We start from the raw sequence: 26,843 nt of genomic DNA, 5'->3' as shown, positions 1-26,843 counted from the left end.
AAGGCGCGCCCAGCGGGGTGCGCCTGTTTCCGGGATGTTCGGGGCGGGGAGGTCAGACCTGTTCCACCGCGACTCCGTCCTGAACCATGAAGGCGAGGTGGCCCTTGATCTCCGCCGCTGCCTCCAGTGGAGATTCGTAGGACCAGACGGCGTTCTCGTAGGTGCGCGACTTCGACATGATCGAATAGTAGCTCGCCGTGCCCTTCAGCGGGCAACTGGTGCTGTGGGACGTGGCGTCGAGGAAGGCCATGCCGATGTCTTCGCGCGGAAAATAGATCACGGGCGGCAGGTCGCCCTCCCGCATTTCCAGCGCACGAGAGGATTCGCCCAGCACCGCACCACCGGCCCGGACGACCCAGGTGCCGACGGCGGGCGTGATCGAAATAGTTTTGGTCGTGGTCATTGAATTCTCTCCCTTGCTCCCAGCGGCCCACGGATGCGGGCCGCTTTTTCCCCTTTCCCGACCAGATGGACGGGTTTCGTAACATCAATATGTCAGAGGGGTGCGCATGCAAGCGCCAACCATGCGCCTGCGGCATCATCTACATGCGGACCAATAGTGTCCAGCACTCTCTGGTGATAGGCGTTGATCCAGTCGCGTTCCGGCGTGGTCAGCAGTTCTGTCATGACAAGGCGGCGGTCGATGGGGACCAGTGTCAGTGTCTCGAAACGGTACATCTGCGGTACGGTCTGACCGGGCAGGGCGGGAGCTTCCTCCACCACAACGAGGTTTTCGATGCGGATGCCATAGGCACCCTCGCGGTAGAAACCGGGTTCGTTCGACAGGATCATGCCCGGCTCGAAGGGAACGGTGCCGGTGCGGGCGATGCGGGCGGGGCCCTCGTGCACACACAGGTAGGAGCCGACGCCGTGTCCGGTGCCATGCCCGTAGTCGAGCCCGGCCTCCCACAAGCTGGTGCGGGCCAGCGCGTCGATGTCGCGCCCGGCGAGCCCCTTGGGGAAACGCAGGCGCGACAGGGCGATCATGCCCTTCAGCACGCGGGTAAAGGCCTCGCGCTGTTCCTCCGAGGCCTCGCCCACGCAGATGGTGCGGGTGATGTCGGTGGTTCCGTCGACATATTGCCCGCCGGAATCGACCAACAGAAGGCCGGGATCGACAGAGCGGTTCGTCGCTTCAGTCACGCGGTAGTGCACGATGGCCCCGTTCGGGCCCGCGCCGGAGATGGTCTCAAAGGAAATGTCGCGCAGGGCATTGGTGTTGCGCCGCTCGTCCTCCAGCCGTCGGACAACATCGATCTCGGTGAAACTGCCGGGGGTCTGCTGGTCCACCCAGTGCAGAAATCGCACCATGGCTGTTGCGTCGCGGCGATGTGCCGCGCGGGTGCCGTCGAGTTCGGCGGCGTTCTTGCTTGCCTTGGGCAGGACGCAGGGATCACTGCCCTCGCTGGACTGCGCAAGCCGGTCGCTGATCGCCACGGGGCAGGTGGCGGGATCGACAAGAACGGGGCCTTTCAGCGCGTCGAGCGTGGGCATCAGCGCCTCGGGTGGCAGCAGGGCAACCTGCGGCCCGAGGTGGTCCCGGATGGCCTCGGTTTTCGCCTCCGCGACAAAGAGATCGACACGCCCTTCGCGGTGCAAAATCGCAAACCCATGCGCCACGGGATTGCGCGGGATATCCGCGCCACGGATGTTCAGCAACCAGGCGATGCTGTCCGGCAGGGTGATGACGGCGGCCGCGTTCGGGATGAGCCCGCGGGCAAGACGGGCAATCTTGTCGCCGTGCGCTTCACCCGCGAGGTCGAGCGGCTGGGCGAATGCAGGTGCCATGGGCGGGGCGGGCTGATCCTGCCAGAGCGCGTCGATCAGGTTCTCCGAGGCCACCAGCGCCAGTCCGGGAACGCTGTTTTCCAACTCGCGCTTCTGCGAGAGCGTCAGCAACCAAGGGTCATAGGCCAGCCGCCCCTCGGGCAGCGCCTTTGCCAGCCAGTCGCCCAGCGTGGTGCCGGGCCAGTCGACCTTTTCAAAGACTGTGTCGGTCTGCGCCTTTACCTGCACGGTATAGCGGCTGTCGGTGAAGATCGCGGCGCGGTCCTGCAGCGCGATTGCCCAGCCAGCGGAGCCGGTGAAACCGGTGAGCCAGGCCAGGCGATCGTCGTGCGGGGCCACGTATTCGCCCTGATGCGCATCGGCGCGGGGCACGAGGAATCCATCCAACCCACGTTCCTTCAGCTTTGCCTGCAGGGAGGCAAGGCGGGCCGGCCCCTGAGTGGGGGAGGCGGTCTCGGTAAAGGTCTGGAACATGTGGATGCCTTTCTGTTGGCCGCAAGAGTATCGGGCGGATCGCCACTGGAAAGGGGGCCAGCGAGGGGGCGGCCCCGTCACTTCCCGGCGTATTCCGGAAGCATAGGATCAGGACAGGGCACGTCCTGAGCAGGTCTGCGGGATATGTTTTCCGGTTTCCTGATTGCCATTTGCCCGCAAAAGCCGCAGCCAGTACCGCGCGCCCGCAATCCTTCAGGAGGCCCGCTTGATCCCGATCAGGCGGGCGCGCGCCCGGGGATCGGAGTCGAAGAGCGAGGCCAACTGTTCGGTCATCGCGCCCGCCAGCTGTTCGACGTCGGTGATAGTCACCGCACGGTCGTAGTAGCGTGTGACGTCGTGGCCGATGCCAATGGCGAGCAGTTCGACCTGACGGCGCTTTTCGACCATGGCGATCACATCCCGCAGGTGCTTTTCGAGGTAGTTCGCCGGGTTCACCGACAGCGTGGAATCGTCCACCGGCGCGCCGTCCGAGATCACCATCAGGATCTTCCGGGCTTCGGGGCGGTGCACCATGCGGCGATGCGCCCATTCCAGCGCCTCGCCGTCGATGTTTTCCTTCAGCAAGCCTTCCTTCATCATCAGGCCAAGGTTGTCGCGGGTGCGACGCCACGGTGCGTCGGCCTTCTTGTAGATGATGTGACGCAGATCGTTGAGGCGGCCGGGCTGCTGTTCGCGGCCCGCATTCAGCCAGGCCTCACGCGCCTGCCCGCCCTTCCAGGCTCGTGTGGTAAAGCCGAGGATCTCCACCTTGACCGAACAGCGTTCCAGGGTGCGCGCCAGCACATCGGCACAGATCGCGGCGATGGAGATGGGGCGCCCACGCATGGAACCGGAATTGTCGAGGAGCAGCGTCACCACCGTATCGCGGAACTCCATGTCCCTCTCGACCTTGAACGACAGCGGCGTCGTCGGGTTGGCCACCACGCGCGCAAGGCGGCCCGCGTCGAGCACGCCTTCCTCCTGGTCGAATTCCCAGGACCGGTTCTGCTGCGCCTGCAGGCGGCGCTGCAGCTTGTTGGCGAGACGGCTGACGGCGCCTTTCAGCGGTTCAAGCTGCTGGTCGAGGTAGGCACGCAGGCGTTCCAGCTCAACCGGTTCGGCGAGATCGTGGGCCTCGATTTCCTCGTCGTTATCGGTGGCGTAGACTTTGTAGTCGGGATCGGCCTCCGAAAAGGGCTGCGGCGCGGGGGGCTCCATCGGGGCGTCGCCCTCGGGCAGTTCTGCCTCGTCGCCCAATTCCTGATCGGCCATGTCGTCCATGGTGACCTGAGCCTGAGACGGATCCTGCGTTTCGTCCTGCGACTGCTCGGGGGAGGCTTCGGCATCTTCGGACTGATCTTCGTCGTTTCCGGTCGAGTCGGGGTTTTCCTCCTCTTCCTGACCGTCCTGTTCGCCCTCCTCGTCGGATTCGTCGTCCATGTTGTCGGGGTCGTCGCCCAGCTGATCGCCGTAGCCGAGATCGGTGATCATCTGGCGCGCGAACCGGGCAAAGGCCTGCTGGTCCGCCAGGACGTCGCCCACGGACTCGAGCGTGCCTGCGGCCTGCTCCTCCATGTAACCGCGCCACAGTTCCATGACGTTGGTGGCGTCCGCCGGCAGATCGCGCCCGGTGGCGAGGTGGCGTATCAGGTAGCCGGCGGCGACCGGCAGCGGGGCCTCCGCCTTGTCGCGGATCTGGCCATAGCCGCGGCGGGCGGCGTCGTGGCCGATCTTGGCATCGATGTTGCCCGCGGTCCCGGGCATGTCACGCGCGCCCATCGCCTCGCAACGCGCGGTTTCCATCGCCTCGTAAAGGTCGCGCGCCATGTCGCCCTGCGGCAGGTAGCGGTTGTGCGTGACCGTGTCGTGGTAGCGGCGGTGCAGCGCCAGCGCGTCGGCGGTGCCGCGTGCCAGCATCACCTCGTCGCGAGTCATCCGACGCGAGATCTGCGGCAGGCGCATGGCGTCGCCGGATACCCCGGAGGGATCGACCGAGTAGCTCACCGAAAGCTCGGGGTCGTCGGCCATGACCTTGGTCGCTTCGGCGAGGGCCTTCTTGAACGGATCGGCGGGGTTGTCGCTGGGCTTGCTCATAAGAGCAGATTTGAACCCTTGCGACGGTATTGGCAAGAGGCAGGCGCCGTCCAGTCAGATGCCGAGATAGCGTCTGCCGAGGAAGAGCGCGTCGCAGCCCGCCAGATTGCGGCGGATCTGGGCGCTGGCCAGCCGCCGACGGCGGGGATCGCCGTCGAATTCGGCGGTGGAAAAGAGGCTGCGCATTTCCGCGCGGGCGTTGACCCGGTTGCGCATCAGTTCGATACCGTAGCTGCGATGGTCGAGGAATTCCTGGGCTATGGCGTTCATCATCGCCTCGAGCCAGCCAAGACGGAGTTTCGCCGCGTCGTTCTCCGTTGCAACAAGGCGGCTGTGTTCCACCGTGGCCATGTAGCGGCCGTGGCATGTGGCCAGTGTCAGCGCCTGATCCGAAGGCCTGGGGCCTTCGGCGGCGGATGTCGGTGCGGCTGCGAGGGCGCAGAGGAGGAGCGCGAGCCGGGCAAGGGGGCGCGGTGTCATCATGGGCGTGCAGGCTAGCAACTGTATCTTTCGATTTGGTTGCGGGGGCCTACAGCAGCAGCGCGGCGCAAGGGCGCAGGGCGAGCGCGGCCTGCGCGCGGGCGCGGCGCTTCCGGTCGGGATCGGTGTGGAAGCGCGCGACGGACAGAAGCCGCGCCTGCGCGAACTTCGCTTCGAGCCGCAATTGCAGGATTTGTGGGCCGGACAGGGCGGAGGCAGGACGCACGGCCTCCAGCAGATCCTCGAAGGTGGCGCGGTTCGCCTCGGCCGGATCGTCGGCGGCATAGGCATTCCACGCATCCTCCGTCTGTGCGGAGTAGCGCCCGAGGCAGGCAGCAAAGAGCGGGGCGAGATCGTTGTCCGGGGCCTCCGGCAGGGCCATGCCGGGCGCTGGCTGATGCGCGAGCGCGGCGCACAGGAGCGCCGGAGAAAGGATTCTCGAAATGCCCATTTTGCGACTATAGCGCGAAATTGCCGCTTAAAAGTAAGGCGGTTTGAAAACTTTCCCATGGCGTGTCGCCCGGGCCGACGCCACCCCGGATCATCCATCGGATCAGGACTTCCAGGCTGCCTGTTGCAAGACGATCCGGTAGCCGTCGGGATCCTCGAAGGTGGCGCCTGCGCGGTCCCAGTAGGGATTGTGGGCCGCCACCGGGCGGTGACCATGATCGGCCATGCGCCGCACCGCCGCCTGCCACGCGTCTTCCTGCGGCAGGTAGAGGACGAGCAGGTGCTCCTCCGAGGGAGCACCGCCCGCCGCCACGCCGGCCTCGCGCGTGAATTCGAGGTGCCAGGCCGCATCCGGGTGACCCGGCGTTACCCCGTCGAACCCGTTATGGTCGCGAAATCCGGCAAGCACGGCCAGCCCCAGGCCATCGCGGTAGAAGGCCGTCACCTCTTCGAGACGATCGGTCGGACGGGCGACGCGCAGGGTCGGGGCGGGGCGGCTCATTCGGAGGTCTCCTCGGGCGTTAAGGACGTGTTGAGTAAAAATCGACTCAAAAGAGTCCGTTCATCTTTACCTTACAGAATGCGGTTTGGGGGCAGGAAGGTAGAGAGGTCATGCAGAGGGAAGACAAGGAAAGAATTTGCGCCGGCGCGATTGCCATGGACGGTCACAGCACCAACGACACGGGGGCGCTGGGGCGGACGCTGGCGCGTCTTGGCGCGGAATCCTCCGGCGTAGGTGGTGCGCTTGATGCGCTGGATGACCGGCTCGAGGCGCTGGAACGCGAACTGCGCCGCATACGGCCCGTGGCTGGATGGACAGACGTGCGGCAGACGTCTTGAAAAAGCCCCCGACAGGATATGCAGGCTCGTTCCGGATTTTGGGGCGCAATTAAAACGGTTATCGAGAGAAATCTCGGTACCCTTTTGGCTGTATGTAATTTTACGTTTATTGGGCGGCCCATGGAAATTTTGTGCCGACGCAACAGTAAGCTGGAAAATCGTTTCGGGATTTCGTCTGGCACACAAAACAGGCAACCTGCCGGGCGGTCATGGTGGCCTTTCTTGACGGTTATATACCGAAAGATCGGAGAACGAATGGTCAAGAAGATTTAGCAGTTGTACCGAGCTCAAGTTTACCCTGCCGTGCGGGCAGATCATCCTCAATACCTATTGCGATCCGGACTGCGGCAACTGCGGTGTCGCCCGACCTTCTCACTTCCTGTGTTCATGGGGAAGAACGCCGCGGGACGGCGACCGGCGGCGTCGGCGAGAAGTCCGGCCCTTCTGACGGGGCTTTGCGTCTACACGAGGTCGAGCAACGAGCACATCGATGTGCCTCGGAGGTCTTCGAATTCGCGGGCGATCCTGTCGGCTGGAATGATGGGCGCTGCCCTTTTCCATCTGATGATCGAATGTGGGTAATGTCACCGAATACTTCGTCGCTCAAGCTCGCCGAGCTTGTGAAGCCAGAGCCGTCAAAGGCAAGAAATCCGTGGGGATCGCTGAGAAGGGCAGCCACTTCTTCACGGAACATGCGGTTATGGGTCGCTAGAAATCCTTGTCCTAGGCCGGTGGTTCGAGGTCATCGACATGTGTAGCCTTAATCTCGCCTGGGCCAAGCGTGAAAGCCAAGCGCCGCATGCTTTCCACGCCCCGCCTGGTCTGGGCATATGGACCACTGCAACCGAACCAGACCCGGATTGCCGGATGACGGTTCCAGGTCCAGGCCGGCGCGAAACCTGCGAAAAACACTTTCCCAACGGCCAACTTGGAAAGACAGGGGTTCGAGGCGGTATCTACGAAAATCCTGAACAGATCGTCGCTGACCTCGACCGCGATGTCCTCCAACGTGGAAAACTGCCGCGCCCCGTATGCGAGGTTCGTTGGAATTCTGCGCCATGTACCAACATTGGCGCCAAAACAGATCGAATTCGATTTCGGTACGCACGAGGGAGACCGGCCTGCCAGCAGATCCCGAAACCATCGCAGGATATGCTGGAGGCCTGTGTCTGATCATCGAAAGCAGCCTTGCGCGCCGTGGCCCGCCTCCGCATCCGTCGCTGTTTTCAGGTGATGCTGATGGACGCTGCGCTTTCAGGCAGTTCCTCGTCAAAGCAGCGCTGGTAGAATTCGGCGACGGTCTGGCGCTCCAGCTCGTCGCACTTGTTCAGGAAGGACACGCGGAAGGCGTAGCCCACATTGCGGAAGATCTCGGCGTTGGTGGCCCACGCGATCACAGTCCGCGGCGACATCACGGTGGACAGTTCCCCGTTCATGAAGGCGCGCCGGGTGAAGTCCGCGACGGTGACCATCTGGCGCACGGTCTTGCGGCCCTTTTCGTTGTTGTAATGCGGCGCCTTCGACAGCACGATGGCGGTCTCGGCGTCGATGCTGAGGTAGTTCAGCGTCGCGACCAGCGACCAGCGGTCCATCTGGCCCTGGTTGATCTGCTGCGTGCCGTGATACAGCCCGGTGGTGTCTCCCAGGCCCACGGTGTTGGCCGTGGCGAAGATGCGGAAATACCTGTGCGGCGTGATGACCTCGTTCTGATCCAGAAGCGTCAGCTTGCCGTCGGTTTCCAGCACGCGCTGGATCACGAACATCACGTCGGCGCGGCCAGCGTCGTATTCGTCGAAGACGATGGCACAGGGATTGCGCAGCGCCCAGGGCAGGATACCCTCCTGGAACTGGGTAACCTGCTTGCCGTCCACCAGTTTGATCGCGTCCTTGCCGATCAGGTCGATGCGAGAGATGTGGCTGTCGAGGTTCACGCGAACGGCGGGCCAGTTCAGACGGCTCGCCACCTGCTCGATGTGGGTCGATTTACCGGTGCCGTGGTAGCCCTGGATCATCACGCGGCGGTTGTTTCGGAATCCCGCGAGAATGGCCAGCGTGGTATCGGGATCAAACTTGTAGGTGGAATCCAGATCCGGCACGCGGTCGGTGCGATCCGGGAAACCGTGCACTATCATGTCGGTGTCGATGCCGAAGACTTCGCGGACCGATATTTCCTCGGTCGGTTTCGCGTTGATATCGATCATGCCGTCGGCCATGGTGCCCGTATCCTTCATCCGAATGTCTTGCCCGCGTTGGTGCAACATATCGCGGGGAGGAGCAAGAGGGATGGGAGCCGGGCGCCATGACACCTCGGGATGAGATTGAGGCGCTGATCGCGCGGGTGGCGATGGCAGATCGCCGGGCATTTGCGACACTCTACGTGCGCACGTCGGCAAAGCTATACGGTATCTGTATTCGCGTCCTGCGCGACGAGGCCATGGCGGAGGACGTGCTTCAGGAGGTCTACGTGCGGATCTGGAACCGGGCGGGGCAATACCGTGCGAACAGGTTTTCCCCAATGACGTGGCTTATCGCTATCGCGCGCCACGCGGCGATCGACCGGCTGCGTCGCGCCCGGCGTGAGGGTCGGGCCGTTGAGCCGGTGGAGATCGCGGAACGGTTGTACGATACGGAGCCCGGCCCCGCCCAACAGGCAGAGGCCCGGTCCGAGGCGCGGGCTCTGGCGGCCTGCCTCGCGGAACTGGCGGAAGATCGGGCGGAGATGGTGCGCCGCGTCTACCTGCACGGGCAGACCTACGCAGAGATGGCGGAGGCAAGCGGCGTGAAGCTGAACACCGTGCGCACATGGCTGCGGCGCAGTCTCATGCAGTTGAGGGAGTGCCTGGGCGGATGACCGGACGCGAAGAGGACCTGCCCGGCGGGGCAGAGGCAGATGCGGCGGAATATGCGCTGGGCGTGTTGCCAGAGCCTGAACGCGAGGCTTTCGAGGCGCGCCTGGCGACAGAACCGGACCTCGCACAGGATGTGGCCGTATGGACAGAATATTTCGCGACGCTGGTGGATCATTTCCCGGCAAGGGAACCGCCCCCGGCCATCTTTCGCCGCATCGAGGCGGCGCTGCACGGACCTCCACGCAAACCGATATGGCGGTTGTTGCTGCCCTATCTGGTGGGCGCGGTAGCGGGCGCGACCATGGCTTGGGTCGCCATGATCTCGGGCGTGCTGCTGGATCCGGAAGGCCAGCCGCCGGAGGTCCGCGCGGAGTTGACGGGCGACATGACGCTTGCGGTGCGGTTCGACCCTCCGGGCCGGACGCTGGCGGTCGATCTTACGGACGGGGCGGCGCCCGAGGGGCGCGTGCTGGAACTCTGGCTGATCCCGGCGGGACGCGCGCCGCTGTCGCTTGGCGTATTGGGAGCGGACGGGCGCCTTGTCCGCGTATTGCCCGCGCTGCTGGCGGAGCACATGCCCGGCGCTGTTCTGGCGGTGACGGATGAACCCACGGGCGGCGCCCCCGATGGCGCCCCCACCGGGAAAATCAGGGCGCGCGGCGCGCCGTTGCCGTCATGAAGTACGCAGTATGGCAGAAAGCGTCATGACCGCAGGCTGCGTTCGGCCTCGCCGGATGCCGTAGGTCGCGGCGAGGACGGCATCGACCGACGTCGACCGCCCCGTCCCCTGCGGAGGAACAAGACCCACGGGCTGAGCTTGGCGGGCCATTCGGGTAAAAAGGTCGGCCCGCCGCGGGCGTGCTCCACCACAAAGGCGGTCCATCTGGAAATGCTCCGGCATGAGGGCTCTCCCTTCGGGTTGCGTACCACCGCAGCCTGCGCGTAGCAGGTGGCGGAATGGTGGCATCCCCGTGGCGGGGCCGGGACCGCTGTGGCGACCTTTGTCCGACCGGTCCGAATGAGACGTTTTATTGTCGCGAAAGGCCGTGGGCGGGGCGGTCAATGGGCCACGCCGGGTAGGTCCGGTGCGGTCCTTGGGTCGGCCTGTGGCCAGAACTTGAGGCGCCGCCACCTGCCCACTGCGTGATTGCTGCTCGCCTCCAGGGGGCTGGTTGGTATAAGACGATCCAGGGGCGCAACAGGGGGAACGACATGTCCGGAGAGCTCTCGCCGATCGACAAAGCCAAGTTCGTCGCCGCCCGGCAGGCGGCCGAATTCGTGGAGTCCGGGATGCGCGTCGGTCTCGGCACCGGCTCTACCGCAGCGTGGCTGGTGCGCTGCCTCGGAGAGAAAGTGCGCGAGGAGGGGCTGCGGATCAAGGGCGTGCCGACATCCACCCGCACGGCGGAACTCGCGCGGGACGTTGGCCTGGAGGTCATCAGTCTGGACGAGGCAAAGTGGCTGGACCTGACCATCGACGGGGCGGATGAGTTCGACACCGAACTGAGCCTGATCAAAGGCGGCGGCGGGGCTCTGCTGCAGGAAAAGATCGTGGCCACCGCATCGGACCAGATGATTGTCATCGCCGATGCAGCCAAGGAAGTCCGCATGCTCGGCGGCTTCCCTCTGCCGGTGGAGGTGATCCCCTTTGGCTGGCAGTCCACGCAGGCGCTCGTGGAAGAGATCCTGATTTCCATGGACGTCATGGGCCGACAGGCGACCATGCGGATGAACGGTGACAGGCCCTTTGTCACTGACGAGGCAAACCACATCATCGATCTGCACCTCAGCCGGATCGGTAACCCGCGCCAGTTGTCCATGGTTCTGAACCAGATCCCCGGCGTGGTGGAAAACGGGCTATTCATCGACATCTGCGACAAGGTGGTGATCGGCCATTCAGATGGACGTGTCGAGGTGCGCGACATCAACGAAGGCACGGTAACCGAAAGCCAGCTGGATTTCGTTGAGGACGAAAACCTGTTCCGCGACATCTGACGTCTTCTTCTTCGGTTACGCTTGCGCGGGGCGGTTTTACCCCCGGACCCCGAAGTGTATTCGGAGCAGAGCAGAGCAGAGCAGAGCAGAGCAGGGCATGAGGATGGGATCGGAGGCGCCGTCCCCCTGCTTCTTTGGTTTCCAAATACCCGCGGGGGTTCGGGGGCGGAGCCCCCGTGCGGTCGCCGGTTGCCGCCCGGTGCAACGCATAGCCGGCGAAACGCACTGGGTGACCTGTGTCGCGCGGGGGAGGGCGTTTCCGGCTCTGGCCTTCCGGGGCGCAGCGTGAAATACCCTCTGGCGAAGAACGAGCGCCAGCACGACGGAGCGGACCATGAGCGACTTTGACTACGATCTCTTTGTCATCGGCGGCGGTTCGGGCGGCGTGCGTGCCGCACGGGTCGCGGCGGGCGAGGCGGGTGCGAAGGTCGCGCTGGCGGAGGAGGATCGTTACGGTGGCACCTGCGTGATCCGCGGCTGCGTGCCGAAAAAGTTGTTGGTCTTTGCCTCCGAGTATCGTGACATGCCGGCGCAGGCCCGCGCCTATGGCTGGGATATCGCGGACGGGGCGTTCGACTGGCACGCGTTCCGGGAAAAGCTGAATGCCGAGCTCGACCGCCTCGAAGGGGTCTACCGCAAGCTGCTGAAGGGCTCCGGGGTGGAGACCTTCGACACCCGTGCCACGATCAAGGACGCGCATACGGTCACGCTTTCGACCGGAGAGGAAAAGACCGCCAGGCATATCCTGATCGCCACTGGCGGGCGGCCGGTGCGGCCCGATATGCCGAATGCGCATCTTGGCATGGTCTCGGACGACATCTTTCACCTGGAAAAGCTGCCGAAGCGCATCCTGATCGTCGGCGGCGGTTATATCGCCTGCGAATTCGCCTGCATCCTGAACGGGCTTGGCGTCGAGGTGACACAGTTCTATCGCGGGGCACAGATCCTGCGCGGCTTCGACGAGGAAGCGCGCGGCCTGATCGCGGATGCGATGAAGGATCGCGGCGTCGACCTGCACACCGGGACCACCATCGTCGAAATGCACCGCGTCGGTACGCCCGAGGCCGAGGCCATGGGCCAGGCACCGGTGGACGACGCGCAATACGGTCAGCCCGGCATCGAGGAAATCGGCGACGGTCCGGTTCGGGTGAAGGCCACCAACGGGGTGATCCGCGACTTTGACGCGGTGTTCTTTGCCACGGGCCGCGCCCCCAATACCGATGGGCTGGGGCTGGAGAACGTCGGGCTGGACCTTGGCCGCAACGGCGCGGTGCAGGTGGATGAATACAGCCAGACGGACGTCCCTTCGATCTATGCCATTGGCGACGTCACCGACCGGGTGAACCTTACGCCGGTAGCCATCCGCGAGGGTATGGCCTTCGTCAACACGGTCTTCAACGGCGTTCCGACCCCGGTGGATCACGACCTGATCCCATCGGCTGTCTTCACGCAGCCCGAAATGGGCACGGTCGGCCTGACGGAGGAGGAGGCCGCCGAGCAGGAGGAGATCGAGGTCTACTGCACGTCGTTCCGTCCGATGCAGACCGCCTTTGCGGATGCGCCGGATCGTGTTCTGATGAAATTGATCGTGTCGAAGGCGTCGCGCCGGGTTCTGGGCTGTCACATCGTGGCGCCGGGGGCGGGCGAGATGATCCAGCTTGCAGGCATCGCCGTAAAGATGGGCGCGACCAAGGAAGATTTCGACCGCACCGTGGCGGTCCACCCGACCATGTCGGAAGAGATCGTGACCATGCGTTCTCCGACGCGGACGCGGTAAGGCACTGCGGCAGAGCCGCGCGGCGGATGACTGGGCCGGGGTCGGGCGGTTGAATTCCCGGCAGGCGTGCACAGGTATGCATGCAACGCAAAGCAAAAGACCAAGGGAAGGGTAGAGCTTCATGGCAGGAAACAGCGGCGGCCCATGGGGGGGCGGTGGCAACCAGGGTGGCAATAACCGTCCGCCCTCGGGCGGCAACGGTGGCAACGGTGGCGGGCGGCGCCCGGAGGACAACCAGATCCCCGAGATCGACGAGCTCATGAAGAAGGGCCAGGAGCAGCTGCGCGTCCTGATGGGCGGCCGTGGCGGCAACCGTTCCGGCGGCGGAAATGGTGGCGGTGGCGGCACCGGCGGCCCCGGCCTCACCAAGGGCACGGTCGCTATCGGTGCGCTGGTGCTGGTCGGTCTCTGGGCATTCTCCAGCTTCTACACGGTGAAACCGGAAGAGCAGTCGGTCGAACTCTTGCTTGGCGAATATTCCAGCACCGGGGAGCCGGGCCTGAATTTCGCGCCCTGGCCGCTGGTGACCTTCGAGAAGGTCAACGTGACCTCCGAGCGGACTGAAACCGTCGGGGGCGGGCGGGCCGGCAATGACGGCCTGATGCTGACCACGGATGCCAATATCGTCGACATCGATTTCCAGGTTGTCTGGAATGTCTCAGACCCGGCACGGATGCTGTTCAACATCGCCGAGCCGCAGGAAACCGTTCAGGCGGTGTCTGAATCGGTCATGCGGGAAATCATCTCGGCCACGAACCTCGCCCCGATCCTGAACCGCGACCGTGGTCTGATCGCGGATACCGCGCGCGAGAACATCCAGTCGACACTGGACGAATACGACAGCGGCATTCGTATCGTGCGGGTCAACCTGCGTGGCGCGGAACCGCCGCGCGAGGTGATCGACGCCTTCCGCGAGGTGCAGGCCGCCGAGCAGGAGCGCGACAGGCTGGAACGTCAGGCCGACGCCTATGCCAACAAGGTCGTCGCCGAAGCGCGCGGTCAGGCGGCGCAGACGCGTGAACAGTCCGAAGGTTACCGTGCTCAGGTGGTCAACGAGGCGCTGGGCCAGGCTGCCCGCTTTACCTCCGTGCAGGAGGAATACGCGCAGGCCCCCGAGGTCACGCGGCGGCGTCTGTATCTGGAAACTATGGAAAAGGTGCTGGGCGGCGTGAACAAGACGATCCTCGACGAGCGTCTGACCGAAGGCGGGAGCGGCGTTGTGCCCTACCTGCCGCTGAACGAACTGAACCGGCCGTCGCAGGCCGGTGGCTCGAACTGAGGAGGTGGCGAGATGAACAAGACGACATACCTGTTGCCCGCCGCCGTGGTGATTCTGGTGGTGGCGCTATCCTCGATATTTGTCGTGGACGAACGGGAAAAGGCGCTGGTGCTGCGCTTTGGCCAGATCCAGGCAGTGAAGGAGGATCCGGGCCTCGGTTTCAAGATGCCGCTGCTCGACGAGGTCGTGACCTATGACGACCGGATCCTGTCGCTCGATACCGACACCATCGAGGTGACGCCCTCGGATGACCGCCGCCTGGTGGTCGACGCATTCGCGCGGTATCGCATCGCGGACGTTGTGCGGTTCCGTCAGGCCGTCGGCGTCGGCGGTATCCGCGTTGCGGAGGATCGCCTGCAGGGAATCCTGAATGCGCAGATCCGCGAAGTTCTGGGTGCGGATCAGGTGACGTCTGACACCATCCTGTCCTCGGACCGGGGGACGCTGATGGTACGCATCCGGGATCAGGCGCGGGCAGAGGCGCTGTCGCTCGGGCTTGACGTCGTGGACGTGCGGTTGAAGCAGACCAACCTCCCGGCGCAGAACCTCGATGCGACCTTTGCCCGGATGCGGGCAGAGCGCGAGCGCGAAGCGGCGGACGAGATCGCGCGCGGTAACGAGGCGGCGCAACGTGTGCGCGCGCTGGCCGACCGTACCGTGGTCGAGACGCTGTCGGAAGCGGAGCGCGAAGCCAACGTGATCCGTGGTGAGGCAGACGCGGAGCGGAACGGAATCTTTGCGGAGGCTTATGGCGCAGACCCGGAGTTCTTTGCCTTCTACCGCTCCATGCAGGCCTATGAGAACGCGCTGCAGGGCGGTAATTCCTCCATGGTCATGACACCGGCCTCGGAGTTCTTCGAGTACTTCAACGCACAAGGCACGGGGGCAACGCCGGCGCCGGACGCAGAGACACCGGCTGGCGAGCCCGCTCCGCAGGAGGACGCATCAGCGCCCGCCTCCGATGAGTCGCCTGCCGCACAGGAAGCCCCGGCTTCCGAACCGGCCTCCGACACCGCCCCCGTCGGGGAACCGGTGACCGAGCCGGGCGCGCCGACGGAAAACAACTGAGGCCATGGGCACTCAGGACATACTGGCGGGGATCGGCATGGTCCTCGTCATCGAGGGGCTGGTGTACGCACTGGCCCCTTCGCTTGTCGAGCGTATGCTCGAAGCACTCAAGGCCATGCCGATCGAAATGCGCCGCAATCTTGGGTTGCTGACGCTGGTGACCGGCGTGCTGCTGGTCTGGCTGGCAAAGCACTGATCCCCGTCGGTCGGGGATGGTCCGTACCCGTTGCCTGACCGGACGCAGCGCCCTATATCCTGCCTGCGTTCCTTCACCGTCCGTCACTTGGGCGTGAGATCGCCTGTACACGTCTTTGGTGTTGCGTCATCACTCTTATGTACGACACACTAACGAGGTCGGCAGGACAGTCGTGGCCTGAGGGTGGAGGCGGCTGACCGCGCCAGAAAAAAGGAGATTTCCTTGAAACCGCAAGTCATCGCACGAACCCGGGAGAACGTGACGCCGCTGAGAGTCTTCTGGCTGGCCACGCTCTCGATGGTGCTTATCCTGTCTCAATCGCTGATGGCGGCCGCTCGTGGTGCCCCGGAAAGCTTTGCCGATCTGGCGGAGCGGATCAGCCCCGCGGTGGTCAACATCACCACGTCGACCACTGTCGCGGGCCGGACCGGTCCGCAGGGCATCGTGCCTGAGGGATCGCCTTTCGAGGATTTCTTCCGCGAGTTCCAGGACCGCAACGGGGATCAGACGCCACGCAAGTCCTCCGCGCTCGGTTCCGGCTTTGTCATCTCCGAAGACGGCTTCATCGTGACCAACAACCACGTCATCGATGGCGCCGACGAGATCGAGATCGAGTTCTTCGAGGGCTTCACGCTGCCCGCGACGCTGGTCGGCACCGACCCCAACACGGACATCGCCCTGCTCAAGGTCGAGGCCGACAACGCGCTTAAGTTCGTCTCCTTCGGGGATTCAGACATCGCCCGCGTGGGTGACTGGGTCATGGCGATGGGCAACCCGCTGGGGCAGGGTTTTTCCGTATCCGCCGGGATCGTGTCGGCCCGCAACCGGGCGCTCTCCGGCACCTATGACGACTACATCCAGACCGACGCGGCGATCAACCGTGGCAACTCCGGCGGTCCGCTGTTCAACATGAACGGCGACGTGATCGGTGTGAACACCGCGATCCTGTCTCCGAACGGAGGTTCCATCGGCATCGGCTTCTCCATGGCGTCGAACGTGGTGACGAAGGTCGTCGACCAGCTGAAGGAATACGGCGAGACCCGCCGTGGCTGGCTGGGCGTGCGCATTCAGGACGTGACTGACGACGTGGCGGAGGCGCTTGCCCTTGCCGAAGCCACCGGCGCGCTGGTTTCCGACGTGCCCGACGGCCCGGCAAAGGACGGCGGCATGAAGGCCGGTGACGTTATCCTGTCCTTCGACGGGACGGATGTCGAGGATACCCGCCAGCTGGTCCGCACCGTGGCGAACACACCCGTCGGCAAGACGGTCCGCGTCGTGGTCAACCGTGACGGCAAGACCGAGACGCTGAAGATCACCCTCGGCCGCCGCGAAGAAGCCGAGAGCGCGATCCCCGCCTCGGCCGATGCCCCGGAGGCGGCAGAACCCCAGGCGCTCGACGCACTGGGTCTGACACTCGCTCCTTTGACTGAGGAGATGCGTACCGAACTGCAGGTGCCGACAGGCACCGACGGTCTCGCCGTCACCGCGGTCGACGAGGCGAGTCAGGCCTTCGAGAAGGGCCTGCGCGCCGGTGACGTGATCACCGAGGCCGGCCAGAGCACGGTCCGCACCGTGGCCGAACTGCAGGACCGCATCGACGAGGCAAAGTCGGAGGGCCGCAAGTCGATCCTGCTGCTGGTCCGCCGCGCCGGTGACCCGCGCTTTGTGGCGCTGGGGCTGGACGAAGGCTGACGGTTCATGAATGGTCTGCGAATGGGCGTCCTTCGGGGCGCCCTTTTCGTATGCCGGGATGGATTGGATCCGGAAGGTCGCGGGGGCGTGCTGAACGGGGCAGGGCGGCGCAGGTCTTATCCCGCCGTTGAACCCGCCTTGGCGCCCGATGATGGTGGGGCCGATGTCGACTGGTTTAAGGTCTCGTTCAGCGGGACGATGATCAGGCCCAGCGTGCGCGCCGTCTCCAGCGAAAGCTGGTCGCTGTCCAGACCGCGATCGGCTTGATATTTGCGGATCGCCGCCGCCGTGGGTGGGTCGATCCAGCCCGAGACGTTGCCGTCGAAATAGCCCCGCGCTGCCAGCGCGCGTTGCAGCGAAGAGATGAAGTCCGGCGTCATCTGGTGGCCGCAGACCGCGTCAAAGATGATTTCCGAACGTTCCTGGACAACTTTCGGCACCGGTGCGCGGCGGTAGACCGGGGGCGTGATCACCGTGCCGTCCGGGGCGATCTCGGCCTGGATCACCTGCACCTCGCCCATGACGTGTTCGTAGACGGCGGGCAGTTCCTCGCGCGCCTGACAGCGGCCGTCCGACAGCGCGATCACCGGCGTGGCAAGCCGCACCGGGGAGAGCATCACCGGCTGAATGTCTGAGAACTCCTCGCGCGTGACGTCTTCGCCCTCGGAGAGGGGGGTTGGCCGATGACTGGGCTGGGTGCAGGCGGATAGCAGCAAAGCGCACAGGACCGCCCGGCTTGCGCCGGTTCGGACGAAACGCGCGGAAAGGCGCGTATCGGGGCGGGATCTCACTGCTCTGGCCTCTTTTCTGGCCTCTTCGGGCCGGTCCTGACCGCGACCCTAGCGAATTTGCTGCGGGCTGGGAAGATCGGGGTCGAGCAACAGGTCGAGGAGTTGCGAAATGTCCTCAATATGGTCCGCGATCACATGCGTGACGCCGTGTTCGCGCTGCAACAGCCCTGTAACGCGCAGCATTCGCCCTGCGATCACCGCCCGGCGGAAGCGTTCATAGAGCGCGCGCCAGACGATCACGTTCACCACGCCGGTCTCGTCCTCCAGGGTGATGAAAATCACTCCCTTCGCGGTACCGGGCCGCTGACGCAGGATCACCAGCCCCGCCACGGTGACGCGCGCGCCCGGGGGCGGCCTGTGCAGGTGATCGGCGGGGATGGCAGAGGGAGGGCGGGGCCAGTTCATGAGAACAAAAATAGAACAATCCTGATCGGCACAAAAGCCCCCGTTACGTGATCGTGATGCCGCGACAAGCGCTCAGGATGGCGCATCTCGCCGCAGGACGCGCAAAACCCACTGGCGGCGGGCGGCGTGGAAGCTTAGGTATGCGGTCGACGAGCTACAAAGGAGCGGTGAAATGGCAAAGATCACCTACATCGAGCACAACGGAACCGAGCACGTGGTGGATGTGCCCAACGGTCTGACCGTGATGGAAGGCGCGCGGGACAACAACATTCCCGGCATCGAGGCGGATTGTGGCGGCGCCTGCGCCTGCTCGACTTGCCACGTCTATGTGGACCCGGCATGGATCGACAAACTGCCGCCGAAGGAAGACATGGAAGAGGACATGCTGGACTTCGCCTACCAGCCGGACCCGGCGCGGTCGCGCCTGACCTGCCAGCTGAAGGTTTCCGACGCGCTGGACGGGCTGGTCGTGCGGATGCCGGAAAAGCAGATCTGATGGCTTGCCCCGGAGTACCTCCGGGGCAGGGACGGCACCCCCCCGCGGAGGCGCCGTGCCGCCCGCGCGCGAGCCGCCCGCGCGCGACCTGGCGCGCGCTCGCCTGCGGCGCGGGGCTGGCTCTGGTGTTCGTGGGGGCCGGGACAGCGGCGTGGGCCTTTCCTTGTGTCACCAACGCGGCCTACGCCGATCCGGTCACGCGCTATGGCCACGATGTGCTGGGCGGGGCCGGAGAATTCGGCGCGCTTGAATTGCGCACCACTCATCCCCCGGTTTGGGAACTGCCGCGCGATATACCGTTCACGGGGAAGGCCCGGCGCGAAACGGTCACTGTCCGGCTGCCCGAAGAGCGCGTCTTTGAAGACCTGGCCCCGCGCATCTACGATCTCGACGGTGACACCTGCCGGGAGGCGGTGGTGGTCGAGAGCCATGTCGAACGCGGCGCGCAATTGGCGGTCTACAACGGTTCGGGAGAAAAGATAGCGGCGACGCCCTACATCGGGCGTGCCTTCCGCTGGCTCGCGCCGGTGGGAATCGGCGACCTTGACGGCGACGGTGCTGTGGAACTCGCCTATGTGGACCGCCCGCACCTGGCGAAGGTGCTGCGCGTCTGGCGCTATTCCGATGGCGCGCTGACCGAGGTCGCAAGGGCCGAAGGATTCACCAATCACCAGATCGGTTGGGACCGCGTCGCGGGCGGGTTGCGTGATTGCGGCGACGGGCCGGAGATGATCGTGGCCTCAGACGACTGGCGCGACGTGGTGGCGCTGCGTTTCGATGGCTCCCTGAGGGCCCGGCGGCTGGCGGAGTACAGCGAAAAAGCCATGGAGGACGCGCTGGCCTGCCGCTGACGCTAACGGCAGAGCAAGACGCGCGGCCCCCGGACGGGCCGCGCTTTTCTATTCAGAGGGCGGCAGGGTTCAGGTCTTGAACAGACGGTAAATCGCCGGGATCACCAGCACGGTCAGCGCCGTGGACGAGATCAGCCCGAAAAGCAGCGAGATTGCCAAACCCTGGAAGATCGGATCGGTCAGGATCACCGCCGCGCCGATCATCGCCGCCAGTGCCGTCAGCAGGATCGGTTTGAACCGCGTCGCCCCGGCTTCGATCAGCGTGTCGATGGAGACGGCGCCGGATGGATCGGCATGGCGGATGAAGTCCACCAGCAGGATGGAGTTCCGCACGATGATCCCCGCCAGCGCGATGAAGCCGATCATGGAGGTCGCCGAAAACGGCGCGTTGAACAGCCAGTGCCCACCGATGATGCCGAGGAAGGTCAGCGGCACCGGCGTCAGGATCACCAGCGGCAGACGGAAGGATCCGAACTGCGCCACCACGAGGATGTAGATCCCCAGAAGCGCCACGGCGAAGGCCGCTCCCATATCGCGGAAGGTGACCCAAGTGACCTCCCATTCGCCATCCCAGAGCAGCACAGGGTGATCGACCTCCGCTGGCTGGCCGTTCAGTCTGATGACGGGTTTCTCCCCGTCTTCCCACGTCATGCCGTCCAGTTGCTCGGCCACGGCGAGCATCCCGTAAAGCGGGGCCTCGAAAGTGCCGGCCATTTCGCCGGTGACCATGACCACGTCGTAACCGTTGTGGCGGAAGACGGGGAAGGAGGTGCGTTCTTCGGTGACCGACACGATGTCGCCCAGCTCCACCACACCGCGCGCGCCGGGGATGGCGTTGGCAGGGACGGGGACGGCGAGCGCGCGTTCGTCCAGCGTGCGGTCGGCGCGGGCGCGGCCCATGACGATGGGGATCGGGCGGCGGCCATCGCCGCGATGCGAATAGCCCACCGTGGTCGATCCGTTGAGCAGTCGCAGCGTCTGCAGGGCGTCGGCCTCCTGCACCCGGTAGAAATCCAGATCGCTGACGTCAAGCTCCGCCCGCAGACGGCGCGGCTGTCGGCCCAGGCTGTCGTCCACATCGACGACGTAGGGCACCGCCTCGAAGGCCTCGCGGACTTTCGCAGCCGTGGCCTGGCGGCTTGCCCGGTCGGGGCCGTAGACCTCCGCCAGCAGGGTGGAGATCACCGGCGGGCCGGGCGGCGGTTCGACGACCTTGATGACGGTGCCTTCGGGGGTATCGAGTGCGGACAGACGCTGGCGCAGATCCAGTGCGATGTCATGCGAACTGCGGTCGCGGTCTCCCTTGGGCGAGAGGTTCAACTGCACCTCGCCCATCTCCGGGTTCTGGCGCAGGAAGTAATGCCGCACGAGGCCGTTGAAATTGAAGGGTGCGGCGGTGCCAGCGTGGCTCTGGGCGGAACGGACCTCCGGCAGGTCCAGTGCTAGTTGCGTGGCGCCGCTGGCGACAGCGTCGGTGGCCTCCACGCTGGCGCCTTCGGGCAGGTCGATGACGATGGCCAGCTCGGACTTGTTGTCGAAGGGCAGCAGTTTCACCGTCACATCGCGGGTATAAAGCGCGCCCAGCGAACCGAACGACAGCACGATCACCACCAGGAGGAAGACCCCGCTGACCGCCTTGCTGCGCAGCAGGGGGCGCGCGACACCGGAGTACAGCCGCCCCAGCCAACCGCCCTGCGCGTCATGTGCGTGGGCGCTGTCGGCGTAGGCCTTGCCCGCGATCTTCAGCATCAGCCAGGGCGTGATCATCATGGCCACGAAGAAAGAGAAGATCATCGCCGCCGATGCGTTCGCCGGGATCGGGCTCATGTACGGACCCATGAGCCCGGAGACGAAGAGCATCGGCAGCAGTGCCACCACGACCGTGAGCGTGGCGACGATGGTCGGGTTGCCCACCTCCGCCACGGCGGCGATAGCGGCGGGCAAAGGCTTGCGCCCGCCGATGCGGCCTGCCCAGTGCCGGGCGATGTTCTCGATTACAACGATGGCATCGTCCACGAGGATGCCGATGGAGAAGATCAGCGCGAACAGTGACACACGGTTCAGCGTGTAGCCCATGATGTAGGCGGCAAAGAGCGTCAGCAGGATCGTCACCGGAATCACGATCGCCACCACGAAAGCCTCGCGCCACCCGATCGCCAGCAGCACCAGAACCACGATGGAAACAGTCGCCAGCGCGAGATGGAAGAGCAGCTCGTTGGCCTTCTCGTCGGCGGTCTCGCCGTAGTCGCGGGTGACTTCGACGGCGACACTGTCGGGGATCAGCTTGCCCTCCATCGCCGCGACCCGGTGCAGGATCTCCTCGGCGACCAGCACGGCGTTCGACCCCGCGCGCTTGGCGATGGCCAGCGTGACGGCAGGGGCGCGGGTGATGGCGCCGTCCTCCGCCCGCTGCCAGGTGGCGACGGTGTGTTCGTCGAGGTCGGTGACAAAGGAAACCTCTGCCACGTCGCGCACGTAGACGGTGCGCCCGTCGCGGGTGGTCAGTTCGAGGTTGGCGATTTCCTCCGGCGTCGAGAGCGTCCTGCCGATGGCCAGGCCGATCTGTTCGCCGCCGTCACGCAAGAGGCCCGCCGGGGCGGCGCTGTTGGCACCTTCGACCTTGGCATACAGCTGTTGCAGCGTGACCCCATAAAGCGCCAGCTTCTCCGGGTCGGGGGCCACGCGCAGCGCTTCGTCCGTTTCGCCCACCAGGTAGGACAGCCCAACATCCTCGATCTTGGCCAGTTCCATCTGCACCTCGCGCGCGATGCGGGTGAGGTCGGCTGCGGTGACGATCTCCTGTCCCGGCGCCGGGCCGAAGGTCAGCGCGACGATGGCCACGTCGTTGATCCCGCGCCCCTTCACGATGGGTTCGGGGATGCCCACGGGAATGCGGTCGAGGTTGGCCAGAAGTTTGTCGCGCACGCGCAGGATGGCAGTGTCGGTGGAAACGCCGACGAGGAAACGCGCCGTCACCATGACACTGTCGTCGCGCGTGTCGGAATAGACGTGTTCGACCTGATCGATGCCTTTGACGATGCTTTCCAACGGTTCGGTGATCAGCTTTACCGCGTCCTCGGCCCTCAGCCCGTCGGCCTGAACGTGGATGTCTACCAAGGGCACCGAGATTTGCGGTTCTTCCTCACGCGGCAGGCTTGCCAACGCGATCAGCCCCACGGCGATCGAGGCCAGAAGGAACAGCGGCGTCAGCGGCGAGGCGATGAACGCGCGGGTCAGCCGCCCGGCAAGCCCGAGCGGGGTTTGTTCGTCACTCATCGTTCAGGACCACCTCTTCGCCGCCCCGCAGGCCGGTCAGGATTTCGCGCCATGCTGCACCGTCTTTCATTACGGTGCCGCCGGGGACGACGGTCAACGTGCGCGTCTCCGCGCCCTCGCTGACGGTCACGTAGTCGAGCCCGCCGTGCCGGAACAGCGCGGCGTCTGGCACCAGCATGGCCTCGCGTTCGCCCACAGGCAGACGCACCGGGACCCGGCGGCCGACGAAACGCGCGTCGAGTCCTTCGACCTCCACGTCGGCCTGGACGCGCCCGCCCTCGATCTGGGGATAGAGCTTGACCAGCGTGCCGGTCTGCTCCGTTTCCGACCCGGTGCCGATCTCGATAACATCGCCTTCGGTCAGGTCCTCCGCATGACGTTCCGGCACCGACAGGCGCAGGTAGGTGCCGCCACCGCCGATTACCGCCGCAGCCTCTCCGGGCGTCAGGACAGACCCGCGCGAGACCGGCACCGACAGCACGATGCCCTCCTGCGGCGAAAGGATCTCGCCCTCGCTGATCTGTTGTTCCACCACCAGCCGCTGAGCATCCAGCCCGCGCATCTGGCCTTCGATCACGTCGACGGCGGTCTGCAACTGATCGAGACGCTGTTGCGTGATGACGCCGCGTTCGCGCAGCGTCTCGCCGCGCGTGAGATCGGTCTGCGCCGTCTCCAGCTGGGCGCGCAGCGCGTCAAGCTGCGCGTCGACCGAGTCGATCTGGAATTGCAGCTTGTCGTCTTCGACCACTGCAATACGCTGGCCGGCGGTGACACGGTCGCCTTCGGTCACGGCAAGCGATACCAGAGTGCCGCCAATACGCGCCCGGGCGGGCACCCGGTCGCGCGATTCCACCTGACCGTAGACCGCTTTCCATTCGGTGACCGGCTGCGGGGTTACGGTGACGGTCGACGTCTGCGCCCAAAGCGGTGGCCCGGCGAGCGCGGCAAGAAGTGTCAGAAGGGGCGGTATACGCATGCGTGCCTCCGGTCGCGCGGGAAATCGTGACTTCAGTTCGCATGAATTGGGCGCAGGCTACCTTGATTACGATCAAGTCTTCGGACTCTGCGCGTTTTGCACGAAGGGCCGCAGCGGCACGGGGCGGCGGCGCAGATCGGGGCTTTGCTTTCCGCGCGGTGCGGGATAGGCGTGCGGCCATGCGTATACTCTTTCTTGGCGATGTGATGGGCCGCGCGGGGCGGCAGGGGATCACGGACCGTCTGCCCGCCCTGCGCGCGGACTGGCGGCTCGATTTCGTGATCGTGAATGGCGAGAACGCCACCAACGGGCACGGGCTCAGCGCCGCCCATGCGAAGGCGATTTTCGATGCGGGCGCAGACGTGATCACGCTGGGCGACCATGCCTTTGACCAGAAGGAGATGCTGGCCCATATCGAGACGGATACTCGCATCATCCGCCCGCTGAACTTTGCCCGGCAAGCGCCGGGTCGGGGTGCCGCGCTGTACAAGGACGCGCGCGGGCGCAAGGTTCTGGTGGTACAGGCACTGGGCCAGGTTTTCATGTCGCGCAACTACGATTCGCCATTTGCCGCGGTCGACGAGACGCTGAAACGGCATCCGCTGGGCGGTCAGGCGCAGGCCATCGTGGTGGACATGCATTGCGAGGCGACGTCCGAGAAGATGGGCATGGGCCATTTCTGCGACGGCCGCGCCAGCCTGGTGGTGGGCACGCATACGCATGTGCCCACGGCGGACACGCAGATCCTGCCGAAGGGTACCGCCTTCCAGTCGGACGCGGGCATGTGCGGCGATTACAACTCCGTCATCGGGATGGAGCCGGAGGAACCCCTGCGCCGCTTTGTCAACGGTATGGCCAAGGGCCGGTTCGAACCTGCGGGCGGGGAGGCGACATTGTCCGGCGTCTTTGTCGAGACCGACGACATGACGGGCAAGGCAAAGAGCGTCGCAATGGTTCGCCAGGGTGGTCGCCTGCCGCAGTGCGGCCCGTGAGAGCATCCTGAGGGCGCGCTGCCCTTTTGTGGGGCAGGCAGTCGAGCGGCGTCGGCACCGCAGCGCTTCGGTATGGCGATATTTACCGGATGTTATCACACCGTGGTGATCCTCCGGCGATCCGGTGCCCGAACGGGGACCGGCCCCGGCGCTGGTCGCAATGCGCTCTGAACCGGCACCGAGGCGGCCGAAACCGTTCGCCGCCCCCCTGCGCCGAAGCGTCCGCTTGCCTAGCGCCCGGCGGCCCGGCAGAATGCAAGCGTTTGTGTGACGGCGAAAAAAAGGGCAGGGCCGCATGGGATTGATCGAACTGGGCCAGACGACGCAGGCCTGGGTGACGCTGGGCACGCTGGCGGTGATGCTGCTGCTCTTTGTGCGCGAAACCTACCCGACCGAGGTGATTGCCATCGGCGGCGCCGCGTTCCTGCTGCTGACGGGCATCCTCGACTACGACGCTGGCGTGGCCGTTCTGGCGAACCCGGCGCCGTGGACCATCGCGGCCATGTTCATCATCATGGGCGCGCTGGTTCGAACGGGTGCGCTCGATGCCTTTACCGGGCTGGCGCAGAGACAGGTTCGCGAAAGGCCCAAGGTCGCCATGGTCGGCATTTTCGCTGCCGTTCTGGTGGCGTCGGCCTTTCTGAACAACACACCGGTCGTGGTGGTCATGCTGCCGATCATGGTGCAGATCGCGGCACAGCTCGGCACCACGCCGTCAAAGCTCCTGATCCCGCTCAGCTACGCGGCGATCCTCGGCGGCACCACGACGCTGATCGGGACGTCGACCAACCTGCTGGTGGACGGCGTGGCGCGCAACGCGGGTCTGGAGCCATTCACCATTTTCGAGGTCACGCCGCTGGCTGTGGTGCTGGCGGTGGCGGGTATGGGCTTCATCGCCTTTGTCGGGCGCTTTCTGCTGCCCGAGCGGCATTCGATGGCGGGCATGCTTTCGGACCGGTCGCGGATGAAGTTCTTTACCGAAGCGGTGATTCCGCCGGAAAGCAACCTCGTCGGTCGCGAGGTGCTGGGTGTGCAGCTGTTCAAGCGCGAAGGCGTGCGGCTGGTCGACGTGGTGCGCGGCGATGAATCGCTGCGCCGCAATCTGCAGGACGTGGAGCTGCAGGTGGGCGACCGGGTAGTGCTGCGCACGCAGATGACGGAGCTGCTGTCACTCCAGCGCGACAAGTCGCTGAAGCGCGTCGATCAGGTTTCGGCAAAGGAAACCACGACCGTCGAAGTTCTGATCTCGCCGGGCTGCAAGATGGTGGGCCGATCGCTGGGCGGGCTGCGCTTGCGGCGGCGCTACGGCGTCTATCCGCTGGCGGTGCACCGGCGGAACCAGAATATCGGTCGGCAGCTGGACGAACTGGTGGTCCGCGTCGGCGACACGCTGCTGCTGGAGGGCAATCCGGAGGACATCAAGCGTCTTGCCGACGACATGGCGCTCGTGGACGTGACGCAACCTTCGGCCCGGGCGTTTCGCCGCGCACAGGCGCCCATCGCCATCGGTGCGCTTCTGGGGATCGTGGTGCTCTCGGCGCTGGGCGTCGCCAATATCCTGACACTTGCGGTCATCGCCATGGCGGTGGTGCTGCTGACACGTTGCATCGATGCCGATGAGGCGTTCACCTTCATCGAAGGGCAGCTTTTGGCGCTGATCTTCGCCATGCTGGCAATCGGGGCGGCGCTGGAAAGCTCTGGCGCGGTGAAGCTGGTGGTGGATGCCGTCGCGCCCCTTCTGGCGGAACTGCCCGGCTGGGCGGTGGTCATGGCGGTCTTTTTGCTGGCCTCCACCCTGACGGAAATCGTGTCGAACAACGCCGTCGCCGTGGTGGTCACCCCAATCGCCATCAGCCTTGCGCATACGCTGGGACTGGAGCCGCGGCCCCTGGTGGTGGCGGTCATGCTGGCGGCGTCGTGCAGCTTTGCCACGCCGATCGGCTACCAGACCAACACGCTGGTCTACGGGCCGGGTGGCTACAGTTTCATCGACTTCCTGCGCATCGGCGTGCCGATGAACGTGCTGGTGGCGCTCCTGGGATCGCTGTTGATCCCGGTGTTCTTCCCGCTCTGA

Annotated in this window: 24 protein-coding genes; 13 read left to right on the top strand and 11 right to left on the bottom strand. The window is 65.3% G+C overall.

The features are described 5' to 3' along the window. Positions 1 to 52: 52 nt before the first annotated feature. The 6 genes from J5474_RS17310 to J5474_RS17285 all read right to left on the bottom strand — a co-directional run bounded on the left by J5474_RS17310 (position 53) and on the right by J5474_RS17285 (position 5,788). Entirely contained in the window at positions 53 to 403 is a 351-nt protein-coding gene (locus J5474_RS17310; protein WP_209362373.1) for a DUF427 domain-containing protein, read from the bottom strand. A 92-nt stretch (positions 404 to 495) separates the two neighbouring features. Beyond that, positions 496 to 2,262, bottom strand: coding sequence for an aminopeptidase P family protein (locus J5474_RS17305; protein ID WP_209362372.1), 1,767 nt, complete (start codon positions 2,260 to 2,262; stop codon positions 496 to 498). A 213-nt stretch (positions 2,263 to 2,475) separates the two neighbouring features. Beyond that, complete coding sequence (gene cobT, locus J5474_RS17300; protein WP_209362371.1) at positions 2,476 to 4,356, bottom strand: cobaltochelatase subunit CobT; 1,881 nt, start codon at positions 4,354 to 4,356, stop codon at positions 2,476 to 2,478. Positions 4,357 to 4,410: 54 nt separating this feature from the next. Then, a complete protein-coding gene (locus J5474_RS17295) occupies positions 4,411 to 4,836 on the bottom strand; it encodes a hypothetical protein (RefSeq protein WP_209362370.1) in 426 nt (141 codons plus the stop codon). Between the two features lie 49 nt (positions 4,837 to 4,885). Further along, positions 4,886 to 5,287, bottom strand: coding sequence for a hypothetical protein (locus J5474_RS17290; RefSeq protein WP_209362369.1), 402 nt, complete (start codon positions 5,285 to 5,287; stop codon positions 4,886 to 4,888). Between the two features lie 102 nt (positions 5,288 to 5,389). After that, entirely contained in the window at positions 5,390 to 5,788 is a 399-nt protein-coding gene (locus J5474_RS17285; protein ID WP_209362368.1) for a VOC family protein, read from the bottom strand. A gap of 110 nt (positions 5,789 to 5,898) precedes the next feature. On the opposite strand from J5474_RS17285, the gene J5474_RS17280 reads away from it, so the two are divergent. Then, positions 5,899 to 6,126 carry a hypothetical protein gene (locus J5474_RS17280; RefSeq protein WP_209362366.1) on the top strand — a complete coding sequence of 76 codons (228 nt, stop codon included), beginning with the start codon at positions 5,899 to 5,901 and terminating at the stop codon, positions 6,124 to 6,126. Between the two features lie 1,226 nt (positions 6,127 to 7,352). On the opposite strand, the gene cobS is transcribed toward J5474_RS17280, so the two are convergent. Beyond that, positions 7,353 to 8,357 (bottom strand): cobaltochelatase subunit CobS, encoded by a 1,005-nt coding sequence (gene cobS / locus J5474_RS17275; protein WP_425342899.1) that lies wholly within the window; start codon positions 8,355 to 8,357, stop codon positions 7,353 to 7,355. A gap of 68 nt (positions 8,358 to 8,425) precedes the next feature. On the opposite strand from cobS, the gene J5474_RS17270 reads away from it, so the two are divergent. The 8 genes from J5474_RS17270 (at position 8,426) to J5474_RS17235 (ending at position 16,982) form a co-directional block, all read left to right on the top strand. Further along, on the top strand, positions 8,426 to 8,977 hold the full coding sequence (locus J5474_RS17270) for a sigma-70 family RNA polymerase sigma factor (RefSeq protein ID WP_209362365.1): 552 nt from the start codon (positions 8,426 to 8,428) through the stop codon (positions 8,975 to 8,977). Then, on the top strand, positions 8,974 to 9,654 hold the full coding sequence (locus J5474_RS17265) for an anti-sigma factor (protein ID WP_209362362.1): 681 nt from the start codon (positions 8,974 to 8,976) through the stop codon (positions 9,652 to 9,654). The genes J5474_RS17270 and J5474_RS17265 overlap by 4 nt, the downstream gene beginning before the upstream one ends. Positions 9,655 to 10,187: 533 nt before the next feature. Beyond that, entirely contained in the window at positions 10,188 to 10,970 is a 783-nt protein-coding gene (gene rpiA / locus J5474_RS17260; protein WP_209362360.1) for a ribose-5-phosphate isomerase RpiA, read from the top strand. Between the two features lie 334 nt (positions 10,971 to 11,304). Then, on the top strand, positions 11,305 to 12,747 hold the full coding sequence (locus J5474_RS17255; protein ID WP_209362358.1) for an FAD-dependent oxidoreductase: 1,443 nt from the start codon (positions 11,305 to 11,307) through the stop codon (positions 12,745 to 12,747). A gap of 121 nt (positions 12,748 to 12,868) precedes the next feature. Then, the gene (hflK, locus tag J5474_RS17250) at positions 12,869 to 14,026 is read left to right on the top strand and encodes an FtsH protease activity modulator HflK (protein ID WP_209362356.1); all 1,158 of its coding nucleotides are present in this window, start codon (positions 12,869 to 12,871) and stop codon (positions 14,024 to 14,026) included. Between the two features lie 12 nt (positions 14,027 to 14,038). After that, positions 14,039 to 15,094, top strand: a complete 1,056-nt coding sequence (gene hflC / locus J5474_RS17245) for a protease modulator HflC (RefSeq protein WP_209362353.1) — start codon at positions 14,039 to 14,041, stop codon at positions 15,092 to 15,094. Between the two features lie 4 nt (positions 15,095 to 15,098). After that, positions 15,099 to 15,290 carry a DUF2065 domain-containing protein gene (locus tag J5474_RS17240; protein ID WP_209362351.1) on the top strand — a complete coding sequence of 64 codons (192 nt, stop codon included), beginning with the start codon at positions 15,099 to 15,101 and terminating at the stop codon, positions 15,288 to 15,290. A gap of 297 nt (positions 15,291 to 15,587) precedes the next feature. Beyond that, positions 15,588 to 16,982, top strand: coding sequence for a Do family serine endopeptidase (locus J5474_RS17235; RefSeq protein WP_425342900.1), 1,395 nt, complete (start codon positions 15,588 to 15,590; stop codon positions 16,980 to 16,982). A 116-nt stretch (positions 16,983 to 17,098) separates the two neighbouring features. On the opposite strand, the gene J5474_RS17230 is transcribed toward J5474_RS17235, so the two are convergent. After that, complete coding sequence (locus J5474_RS17230) at positions 17,099 to 17,599, bottom strand: peptidoglycan-binding domain-containing protein (RefSeq protein WP_209362438.1); 501 nt, start codon at positions 17,597 to 17,599, stop codon at positions 17,099 to 17,101. A 222-nt stretch (positions 17,600 to 17,821) separates the two neighbouring features. Then, complete coding sequence (locus J5474_RS17225) at positions 17,822 to 18,178, bottom strand: OB-fold nucleic acid binding domain-containing protein (RefSeq protein ID WP_209362347.1); 357 nt, start codon at positions 18,176 to 18,178, stop codon at positions 17,822 to 17,824. 172 nt (positions 18,179 to 18,350) lie between these two features. On the opposite strand from J5474_RS17225, the gene J5474_RS17220 reads away from it, so the two are divergent. Both J5474_RS17220 and J5474_RS17215 read left to right on the top strand, forming a co-directional pair. Then, complete coding sequence (locus J5474_RS17220) at positions 18,351 to 18,674, top strand: 2Fe-2S iron-sulfur cluster-binding protein (RefSeq protein WP_209362345.1); 324 nt, start codon at positions 18,351 to 18,353, stop codon at positions 18,672 to 18,674. Next, the gene (locus tag J5474_RS17215) at positions 18,674 to 19,525 is read left to right on the top strand and encodes an FG-GAP repeat domain-containing protein (RefSeq protein WP_245216535.1); all 852 of its coding nucleotides are present in this window, start codon (positions 18,674 to 18,676) and stop codon (positions 19,523 to 19,525) included. The genes J5474_RS17220 and J5474_RS17215 overlap by 1 nt, the downstream gene beginning before the upstream one ends. Before the next feature lie 69 nt (positions 19,526 to 19,594). On the opposite strand, the gene J5474_RS17210 is transcribed toward J5474_RS17215, so the two are convergent. After that, complete coding sequence (locus J5474_RS17210) at positions 19,595 to 22,801, bottom strand: efflux RND transporter permease subunit (RefSeq protein WP_209362343.1); 3,207 nt, start codon at positions 22,799 to 22,801, stop codon at positions 19,595 to 19,597. Further along, positions 22,794 to 23,777, bottom strand: a complete 984-nt coding sequence (locus J5474_RS17205) for an efflux RND transporter periplasmic adaptor subunit (protein WP_209362340.1) — start codon at positions 23,775 to 23,777, stop codon at positions 22,794 to 22,796. The genes J5474_RS17210 and J5474_RS17205 overlap by 8 nt, the downstream gene beginning before the upstream one ends. Before the next feature lie 179 nt (positions 23,778 to 23,956). Here J5474_RS17205 and J5474_RS17200 point away from each other — a divergent pair, with 179 nt between their 5' ends. Together J5474_RS17200 and J5474_RS17195 are read left to right on the top strand one after the other, a co-directional pair. After that, positions 23,957 to 24,769 (top strand): TIGR00282 family metallophosphoesterase, encoded by an 813-nt coding sequence (locus tag J5474_RS17200; protein WP_209362339.1) that lies wholly within the window; start codon positions 23,957 to 23,959, stop codon positions 24,767 to 24,769. A gap of 295 nt (positions 24,770 to 25,064) precedes the next feature. Then, entirely contained in the window at positions 25,065 to 26,843 is a 1,779-nt protein-coding gene (locus J5474_RS17195) for an SLC13 family permease (protein ID WP_209362338.1), read from the top strand.

Source organism: Sagittula salina, assembly GCF_017813235.1.
GTDB lineage: Bacteria > Pseudomonadota > Alphaproteobacteria > Rhodobacterales > Rhodobacteraceae > Sagittula > Sagittula salina.
This window is presented reverse-complemented; position numbering and strand designations above follow the sequence as displayed.

Bases quoted from the DNA above. Each gene is read 5' to 3' on its own strand.
- J5474_RS17280 (WP_209362366.1), top strand. From the start codon at position 5,899: ATGCAGAGGGAAGACAAGGAAAGAATTTGCGCCGGCGCGATTGCCATG.
- J5474_RS17195 (WP_209362338.1), top strand. From the start codon at position 25,065: ATGGGATTGATCGAACTGGGCCAGACGACGCAGGCCTGGGTGACGCTG.
- J5474_RS17215 (WP_245216535.1), top strand. From the start codon at position 18,674: ATGGCTTGCCCCGGAGTACCTCCGGGGCAGGGACGGCACCCCCCCGCG.
- J5474_RS17265 (WP_209362362.1), top strand. From the start codon at position 8,974: ATGACCGGACGCGAAGAGGACCTGCCCGGCGGGGCAGAGGCAGATGCG.
- J5474_RS17295 (WP_209362370.1), bottom strand. From the start codon at position 4,836: ATGACACCGCGCCCCCTTGCCCGGCTCGCGCTCCTCCTCTGCGCCCTC.
- cobT (WP_209362371.1), bottom strand. From the start codon at position 4,356: ATGAGCAAGCCCAGCGACAACCCCGCCGATCCGTTCAAGAAGGCCCTC.
- hflC (WP_209362353.1), top strand. From the start codon at position 14,039: ATGAACAAGACGACATACCTGTTGCCCGCCGCCGTGGTGATTCTGGTG.
- J5474_RS17235 (WP_425342900.1), top strand. From the start codon at position 15,588: ATGGTGCTTATCCTGTCTCAATCGCTGATGGCGGCCGCTCGTGGTGCC.
- J5474_RS17290 (WP_209362369.1), bottom strand. From the start codon at position 5,287: ATGGGCATTTCGAGAATCCTTTCTCCGGCGCTCCTGTGCGCCGCGCTC.
- J5474_RS17310 (WP_209362373.1), bottom strand. From the start codon at position 403: ATGACCACGACCAAAACTATTTCGATCACGCCCGCCGTCGGCACCTGG.
- J5474_RS17225 (WP_209362347.1), bottom strand. From the start codon at position 18,178: ATGAACTGGCCCCGCCCTCCCTCTGCCATCCCCGCCGATCACCTGCAC.
- J5474_RS17205 (WP_209362340.1), bottom strand. From the start codon at position 23,777: ATGCGTATACCGCCCCTTCTGACACTTCTTGCCGCGCTCGCCGGGCCA.
- J5474_RS17255 (WP_209362358.1), top strand. From the start codon at position 11,305: ATGAGCGACTTTGACTACGATCTCTTTGTCATCGGCGGCGGTTCGGGC.
- hflK (WP_209362356.1), top strand. From the start codon at position 12,869: ATGGCAGGAAACAGCGGCGGCCCATGGGGGGGCGGTGGCAACCAGGGT.
- J5474_RS17210 (WP_209362343.1), bottom strand. From the start codon at position 22,801: ATGAGTGACGAACAAACCCCGCTCGGGCTTGCCGGGCGGCTGACCCGC.
- rpiA (WP_209362360.1), top strand. From the start codon at position 10,188: ATGTCCGGAGAGCTCTCGCCGATCGACAAAGCCAAGTTCGTCGCCGCC.
- J5474_RS17240 (WP_209362351.1), top strand. From the start codon at position 15,099: ATGGGCACTCAGGACATACTGGCGGGGATCGGCATGGTCCTCGTCATC.
- J5474_RS17270 (WP_209362365.1), top strand. From the start codon at position 8,426: ATGACACCTCGGGATGAGATTGAGGCGCTGATCGCGCGGGTGGCGATG.
- cobS (WP_425342899.1), bottom strand. From the start codon at position 8,357: ATGAAGGATACGGGCACCATGGCCGACGGCATGATCGATATCAACGCG.
- J5474_RS17200 (WP_209362339.1), top strand. From the start codon at position 23,957: ATGCGTATACTCTTTCTTGGCGATGTGATGGGCCGCGCGGGGCGGCAG.
- J5474_RS17285 (WP_209362368.1), bottom strand. From the start codon at position 5,788: ATGAGCCGCCCCGCCCCGACCCTGCGCGTCGCCCGTCCGACCGATCGT.
- J5474_RS17220 (WP_209362345.1), top strand. From the start codon at position 18,351: ATGGCAAAGATCACCTACATCGAGCACAACGGAACCGAGCACGTGGTG.
- J5474_RS17230 (WP_209362438.1), bottom strand. From the start codon at position 17,599: ATGCTCTCCCCGGTGCGGCTTGCCACGCCGGTGATCGCGCTGTCGGAC.
- J5474_RS17305 (WP_209362372.1), bottom strand. From the start codon at position 2,262: ATGTTCCAGACCTTTACCGAGACCGCCTCCCCCACTCAGGGGCCGGCC.